The sequence below is a fragment of the uncultured Dietzia sp. genome (assembly GCF_937873725.1).
In the GTDB taxonomy this organism is placed as follows: Bacteria; Actinomycetota; Actinomycetes; order Mycobacteriales; family Mycobacteriaceae; genus Dietzia.
Genome location: NZ_CALMYY010000046.1, coordinates 40851 through 47434, shown reverse-complemented (window position 1 = coordinate 47434; position 6584 = coordinate 40851). Strand labels below are relative to the sequence as shown.

5 protein-coding genes and 1 pseudogene are annotated in these 6584 nt (G+C 72.6%); all 6 read right to left on the bottom strand.

All coding sequences use genetic code 11. The features are described 5' to 3' along the window. Positions 1-562, bottom strand: a pseudogene (locus tag Q0444_RS04520) (preprotein translocase subunit SecA); the annotation flags it as partial. A 162-nt stretch (positions 563-724) separates the two neighbouring features. Further along, positions 725-1408 (bottom strand): ribosome hibernation-promoting factor, HPF/YfiA family, encoded by a 684-nt coding sequence (gene raiA / locus Q0444_RS04515; RefSeq protein WP_299021689.1) that lies wholly within the window; start codon positions 1406-1408, stop codon positions 725-727. A 233-nt stretch (positions 1409-1641) separates the two neighbouring features. Further along, on the bottom strand, positions 1642-2403 hold the full coding sequence (locus tag Q0444_RS04510) for a ComF family protein (protein ID WP_299021686.1): 762 nt from the start codon (positions 2401-2403) through the stop codon (positions 1642-1644). Positions 2404-2407: 4 nt separating this feature from the next. Then, positions 2408-4150, bottom strand: a complete 1743-nt coding sequence (locus tag Q0444_RS04505; RefSeq protein ID WP_291080512.1) for an LpqB family beta-propeller domain-containing protein — start codon at positions 4148-4150, stop codon at positions 2408-2410. Then, positions 4147-5874: an MtrAB system histidine kinase MtrB gene (mtrB, locus tag Q0444_RS04500; protein ID WP_291080514.1), complete on the bottom strand. Its 1728-nt coding sequence runs from the start codon at positions 5872-5874 to the stop codon at positions 4147-4149. Before mtrB ends, Q0444_RS04505 begins: the two co-directional genes overlap by 4 nt. Further along, on the bottom strand, positions 5871-6560 hold the full coding sequence (mtrA, locus tag Q0444_RS04495) for an MtrAB system response regulator MtrA (protein WP_299021683.1): 690 nt from the start codon (positions 6558-6560) through the stop codon (positions 5871-5873). Before mtrA ends, mtrB begins: the two co-directional genes overlap by 4 nt. Positions 6561-6584 lie beyond the last annotated feature (24 nt).

The following is a 6584-nucleotide window of genomic DNA, read 5'->3' as shown; positions in this document are numbered from 1 at the left end:
CCATGTTGTCGCGCAGGTAGTCGAACCCGAACTCGTTGTTGGTGCCGTAGGTGATGTCGGCCGCGTAGGCCTCGCGGCGCTGCGCCGGGGTCATCCCGCTGAGGATCGCGCCCACGGACAGGCCGAGGAAGCGATGCACCCGGCCCATCCACTCCGCGTCGCGCTTGGCCAGGTAGTCGTTGACCGTGACCACGTGCACGCCCTCGCCGGCCAGGCCGTTGAGGTACGCGGGGAGCACACACGTGAGGGTCTTGCCCTCACCGGTCTTCATCTCCGAGACCGCCCCCGTGTGCAGGACGATCGCGCCGACGATCTGCACCTTGTACGGCTTCTGACCGAGGACCCGGTAGGCGGCCTCGCGGGCCACCGCGAACGCCTCCGGCAGGAGGTCGTCGAGCGTCTCACCCTCGCCCAACCGCCGCTTGAACTCGTCGGTCTTCGCGCGGAGCTCGTCGTCGGTCAGCGCCTCCGTCTGGTCGGAGAACGAGTCCACGTAGTCGGCGAGGGCGCTGTACCGCTTGAGCTTCCGGCCTTCGCCGGCCCGGAGCAGCTTGGAAAGGATGGACACAGTCTCGAACGTCCTCGTGGTCGGGGGATCTGGAGACCATCGCGATCACACGGTGGTCCGGGCCCATCTTAGGTGCTCCGGGCCTCTGCCCGCACGCCGAGGGGCGGTCCGGTCCGTGTGGACCCGACCGCCCCGGGGAGGCGTGGAGCTCGGCCGTCAGGCGTCGTCGCTCAGGGTGATGAGCCCGTAGTCGAACGCGTGCCGCCGGTAGACGACGGTGGCGCGGCCGGTCTCGGAATCCCGGAAGAGGTAGAAGTCGTGGCCCACGAGCTCCATCTTCTCCAGGGCCTCATCGACCGACATCGGGGTCCCGTCGTGCTCCTTGCGGCGCACGATCTGGCCGGGGAGCTGCTCGTCGACCCCGTCCGCGTACCGGTCCACGACCTCGGCGGGCGCCGCCTCGGGAGCGAGCTCCGCGGTGGCCTCGGCGACCGACTGCGGGCGCCGGTGACCGGAGTGGCTGATCTTGCGCCTGGTGCGTGCCTTGCGGATCTGCCGCTCGAGCTTGGCCACCACCGATTCGAGCGCGGCGTAGAAGGTGTCCTCCGCCGCCTCCGCCCGAGCCACCCCGGGCTTGCCCTTGAGCGTGATCTCGATCCGCTGGCTGGCCTTGGCCAGACGCGGGTTGTTCTCGTGCAACAACACCACGTCGAATCGGGTGATCGCCGGCGAGATCTTCTCGATCTTCGCGAGCTTGGTGTTGATCCTGGTCGCGAAGTGATCGGGAACCTCGACGTTGCGACCCTTGATGGTCACCTGGGCGTCGGGTGTGCCGGGATCGTCGGTCGACGGACCGTCGAAGGTGGCGGGGTCGAGCAGGACTGCGGGGGTCTTCGCCATCGAAGCTCCTCCTCATCGGGCCTGCGGCGGACCTCTCCGACGGGACCCGGACAACCGCCCGGGACTCCGACCGAGGGGTCAACCCACATGGCTGAGTGGACACTCTCCGGACGCGGAACACCGTCACCGATTTCACCGAAAGTGCTGGTGAACCCCATCCGCCCATCACGATACCCGGTCACCTCCGCGACGGTTCGCAGTCCCCGATATGTCGTGCCGGAGACACCCGCGCCTCATGCGGCGGTGACGGTGAGCACCCCGTCCACCCTCAGTCCGCCCGCCCGGAGGACCTCCACGCACGCGGCCGCCGTCGCCCCCGTCGTCACCACGTCGTCGACGAGGATCACCGTGGCCGGGGACGCCAGGAGCGCGGCCACGGACGACGGCGCCCCGCGGGACGCCGGGATCGGGGTGCGCCCGGGGCGCCGGCGGATCCGACCCGCGAGGTTGTCCGATCGCGCCCGCGCGTCCAACCCCGCGGCGTCCCGGACCCGGCCCCGCACCTCGAGCACCGGGGCCACGGCCACGGGGCCGCCGGGGACCGAGCCCGCCAACTCCGCCGCGAGGGCGTCCACCACGTCGCGGACGTGGTCGAACCCCCGTCGCCGTCGCGCCCGCGGGGACGCCGGCGCCGGGATGAGGACGGTGGGGCGTTCGGAGGCCTCGGCGAGCTCCCCCGCCGCCCGGAGCGCATCGATCCCGGAGGCCAGGGCCGCACCGATGGGGCGGGCCAGATCCGGGCGGCCACGGTCCTTGTACGCGGACACCGCGCGGGCGGGGGCTCCCGTGTGCCGGGCGAGGGCCCAGGCCGGAACCCGGAGGTCGGCGCGCGTCCGTACCCGCAGCGGGGCGCCGAGGAGCGTCCCGGCGCAGTCCGCGCACCAGCGCTCGTGGGCACGGCCGCATCCCGCGCACTCGAGCGGCACCACCAGGTCCGCCAGCGCCCCCGCCCACCCGGGCCCCGGCCGGCGACCCCCGTCGGCCCCGCCGGACATCGCGTCAGCCCGCGACCACGGGGTCGGCCCGGATCGCCGCCAGTCCGCTCAGCTCCCGCCAGTAGCGGTCCCCGGTCTCGGCACCGGTGTCGAGCCGCAGGAGTGCCCGCTGGTCCACGGCGTAGACCTCCCTGCCCGCGGCGGCGACGGCGGTGACCGGGCCCGAGATGTTGCGCTGGGACAGGGGTTCGGTGACCGCGCCGTCCACCGAGATCGTCACGACCGGCGCCTCGGCGGAGGTGCGGCCCACGACGATCGTGGACTGGTCCCGCCACGCCACGGCCGTGGCGCTCTCCCCCAGCGCCCTGCCGATCTGACGGAAGGTCCCCGCGAGCGGTTGACCGGTGTCGGCCGACAGGGCGCCGATGAACACCCTGCCGTCGACGACCACCGCCAGCTGGGCCCCCGACCGGTCGATCCGCAGTCCCGTCACCCGCGTCCCCAGCGCCCGGATCGGGGTGGCGTCCATCTCCGTGACCTCCGGCGATCCCCCACCGGCACCCACGCGCAGCAGCCTGGCGTCGTCGGCCATCACCCACACCCGCCCGTCGACGGGATGGAACGTGGGCCCGGCCAGGGTCCTGGCCGCGAGCTCCTCCGTGGGCGCGCCGTCGAGTGGCCCGACCAGCAACCGCTGCGGCCCGGACCCGTTCTCGCCGGCCACCACCGCCAGCAGACGTCCGTCGTAGGACATCGTCCCGGCCCGCCCGCCGCGGATCTCCGACCACGGCCCCCCGGCGGGGCGGGCCCCGGTCTCCTCGAGTCGGACGAGCCCGTCGGCGGCGGTGAGGGCGTTGCGCATCGGCGCCACCGCGGGGTACGGGTCGAACGACCGGACGTCCTCCGTGGTCCACCCGTCGCGGTACCGCTCGTCGAGGGGCGCCCCGTCCCTCTCGAGCCGGTAGGGCCCGGGGACGTCGGCGCGGGCGAGGGTCCACACGACCTGCGCGGCGAACTGCGTCGTGGCCTGGGTGCTGAGCACGGGGAGCCCGGTGAAGTCGATGGTCGTCCCGGCGGGCCCCTCCGAGACGCCGTCGCCCTCGTCGGGCCGCACCGAGACCGAGGACGGGATGCGGGAGAGGACCGACGCCGCGATCCCCGGCCGGGGCCCGGTGGCGAGCAGGTTGACGAGCGAGTACCCCAGGTCCGATCGGTCGGCGGCGGTCCACCGTGGGTCCGCCACCAGCGACTCCCCCGTCCCGGAGAGGAAGAACAGGTCCCGCTGCGCATACGTGGAGAAGAACTCGGTCCGTTCGATCACGACGCCGGGGGGCAGCCGGTCGATCCGCCACTGCCCGTCCTGCCGCTCGAGGCCGATCGTCACCTCGAGTTGCCCGACGTCCTCCCGGAAGATCCCGCCGGGGTCGAGCGATCCGACCTTCTCCGCCCGCAGCGTGTACTCCGCCCGGTCGGCGCTGCGACCGCCCTGCGCACTGAGGTCGGCGCGCAACACGATGATCGTCTCCGCCGAGTCGTCCCAGGTCCGCGCCGCGTCCGGCGTGAGGAACTGCCGGGCCGCCGCGTGCCGTTGGTCGGCTATGGCGGCCGCCTTGAGGAAGTCGCGGACCAGGAGGTCCGGCTCCTGGTCCGGGACCGGGGTGGGGACGGACAGCTCGGTGGCCGACGGGGAGAAGGTGTCGATGACCTGGGGGGACGACGACGAGGGCAGCGTCGCGCACCCGGTGGCACCGAGCACGGTCGCGCAGGCCAGCGCGACCGTCGCCATCACGGCCCGGGTGCCCGTCACGAGCCGGCCGCCTCGTGTCCGGGTACCCGGTCCAGCGGGGTCGGCGAACCGGTCCGCACGAGGCGCGCCTCGTCGTCCGGGGTGAGCGGGAGAGGGCTCGAGGTGAGCGTGCCGCCGTGGCGCCGCGGAATGGTCAGCCGGAAGCAGGACCCCTCGCCGGGGCTGCCCCAGCAGTCCAGCCGACCGCCGTGGAGCTTGGCGTCCTCGAGGGCGATCGCCAGCCCGAGTCCGGTCCCGCCGGAGCGGCGGACCCGCGAGGGATCGGCCCGCCAGAACCGGTTGAACACCAGCGTCTCCTCGCCGGGCTTGAGCCCCACGCCGTGGTCGCGGACCGAGACCGCCAGGGCGGCGTCCGAGCCGCGGAGCGTCACCCGCACAGGCTTGGATTCCGAGTGGTCCAGCGCGTTGGCGATGAGATTGCGCAGGATCCGCTCCACCCGGCGCGGGTCGACGTCGGCGACGAGCGGCTCGTCGGGCATGTCGACCTCCACCTGCACGCCCGCGGATTCCGCGATGTGGGACACCGTGGACACCGCGTCCTGGACCGCGGTCCGCACGTCCATCGGGGTCACCGACAGCTCCGCCATGCCCGCGTCGTGGCGGGAGACCTCGAGCAGGTCGGTGAGCAGGCTCTCGAACCGGTCGAGCTCGGACTCGAGCAGTTCCACGGCCCGCCTGGTGGGCGCGTCGAGGTGCTCGGCGGAGTCGGAGATGATGTCGGCCGCCATCCGGACCGTGGTGAGCGGGGTCCGGAGCTCGTGGGACACGTCGGAGGTGAACCGCTTCTGGAGGTCCCCGAACTCCTCCAGCTGTGCGATCTGGTCGGACAGGCTCTGTGCCATGTCGTTGAACGCCAGGGCCAGCCGGGCGACGTCGTCCTCTCCCCTGATCACCATCCGTTCCTTGAGGTGACCGTTGGCGAACCGCTGGGCGATCGAGGCCGCCTGCCGGACCGGCAACACCACCTGCCGCGCGACCATCCACGCGATCGCCGCGCTGAGGACGATGATCGCCAGAACCGCGGTGGCCACGATCCCGCGCATGATCCCGAGCGTCTGTTCCTCGGCGATGAGCGGGTAGACCAGATACAGCTCGAGGCCCGGGATCGCCGAGTCCGTGGGGGTGCCGATGATGAGCGCCTTGGCGGGCTCACCGCGGAAGTCGATGGTCACGTACTGGTAGGCGATCCGCCCCCGCTGGACCAACGACTGCAGTTCGGGGGGCACCTCCGCGTCGGCGGGGCTGGTCACCTGCCCGCGTCCGGCCGTGTCCGGCACCACGAGGATGGGGTCGAAGGTGCCGGCGTGGACCGAGTCCCCGCCCGACGCGATCCCCCGCTCCCCCAACGCGCTGCGCGCCTGGTCGAGCCGCGACTGCTCGCTCGTGCCCTCGTCGGTCGCGGCGATCTGCGCCTCGACCGTCACCCTGAGCCGTCCCGCCTGCTCGACCGCCGCGTCCAACTTGGTCGAGAGCAGCTGCGCGGCCATCTGGCTCTGCAGCATGAACGCGATCGTGAGGATCACGCCCATCGAGAGGGCGAGGGTCGAGGTGACCACCCGGAGCTGGAGGGATCGGCGCCACGCACGGGCGAGCCGGTGCCCCACCACCGTGGGATCGAGTGCCCCGAGGCGCTCACGCCACGTCGCCGACGGTCCGGCCCCGTCCGCGGCGTCGAGGTCGTCGCCGGGGGACGCCGCCGCGTCATCCGGGCGACGCAGGGTCACGAGACCGGGCCCGCCTTGTACCCGACGCCGCGCACGGTGAGGACGACCTCGGGGTTCTCCGGGTCCTTCTCGATCTTCGCCCGCAGGCGCTGGACGTGGACGTTGACCAGCCGCGTGTCCGCCGAGTGCCGGTAGCCCCACACGTGCTCGAGGAGGACCTCGCGGGTGAACACCTGCCGGGGTTTGCGCGCGAGTTCGACCAGCAGGTCGAACTCCAGCGGGGTGAGGGGGATCGGCGTGCCGTCGCGGGTGACGGTGTGCGCGGGGACGTCGATCGTCACGTCACCGATGTGGAGCAGCTCGCTCGGCTCGTCGTCGCCCCGCCGCAGCCTCGCCCGGATCCCGGAGACGGGCTCCTTGGGCTTGAACGGCTTCATGATGTTGTCGCCCGCCCCGGATTCCAGCCCCAGCACCACGTCGGCGGTGTCCGTCTTGGCCGTGAGCATGACGATCGGCACGCGGGACTCGGCGCGGATGTCCCGGCACACGTCGATCCCGCTCTTGCCTGGCAGCATGAGGTCCAGCAGGACCAGATCGGGTTGGACCGCGCGGAACGTCTCGATGGCCTGGACACCGTCGCCCACGACCTCGGTCTCGAAGCCCTCGCCCCGCAGGACGATGGTGAGCATCTCTGCCAGGGCGGCGTCGTCGTCGACGACGAGGATCTTCGGGGTCATGGTCACCACTTGTGTCGGCGGGAGTGTCGGCGG

Bases quoted from the DNA above. Each gene is read 5' to 3' on its own strand.
- Q0444_RS04510 (WP_299021686.1), bottom strand. From the start codon at position 2,403: ATGTCCGGCGGGGCCGACGGGGGTCGCCGGCCGGGGCCCGGGTGGGCG.
- raiA (WP_299021689.1), bottom strand. From the start codon at position 1,408: ATGGCGAAGACCCCCGCAGTCCTGCTCGACCCCGCCACCTTCGACGGT.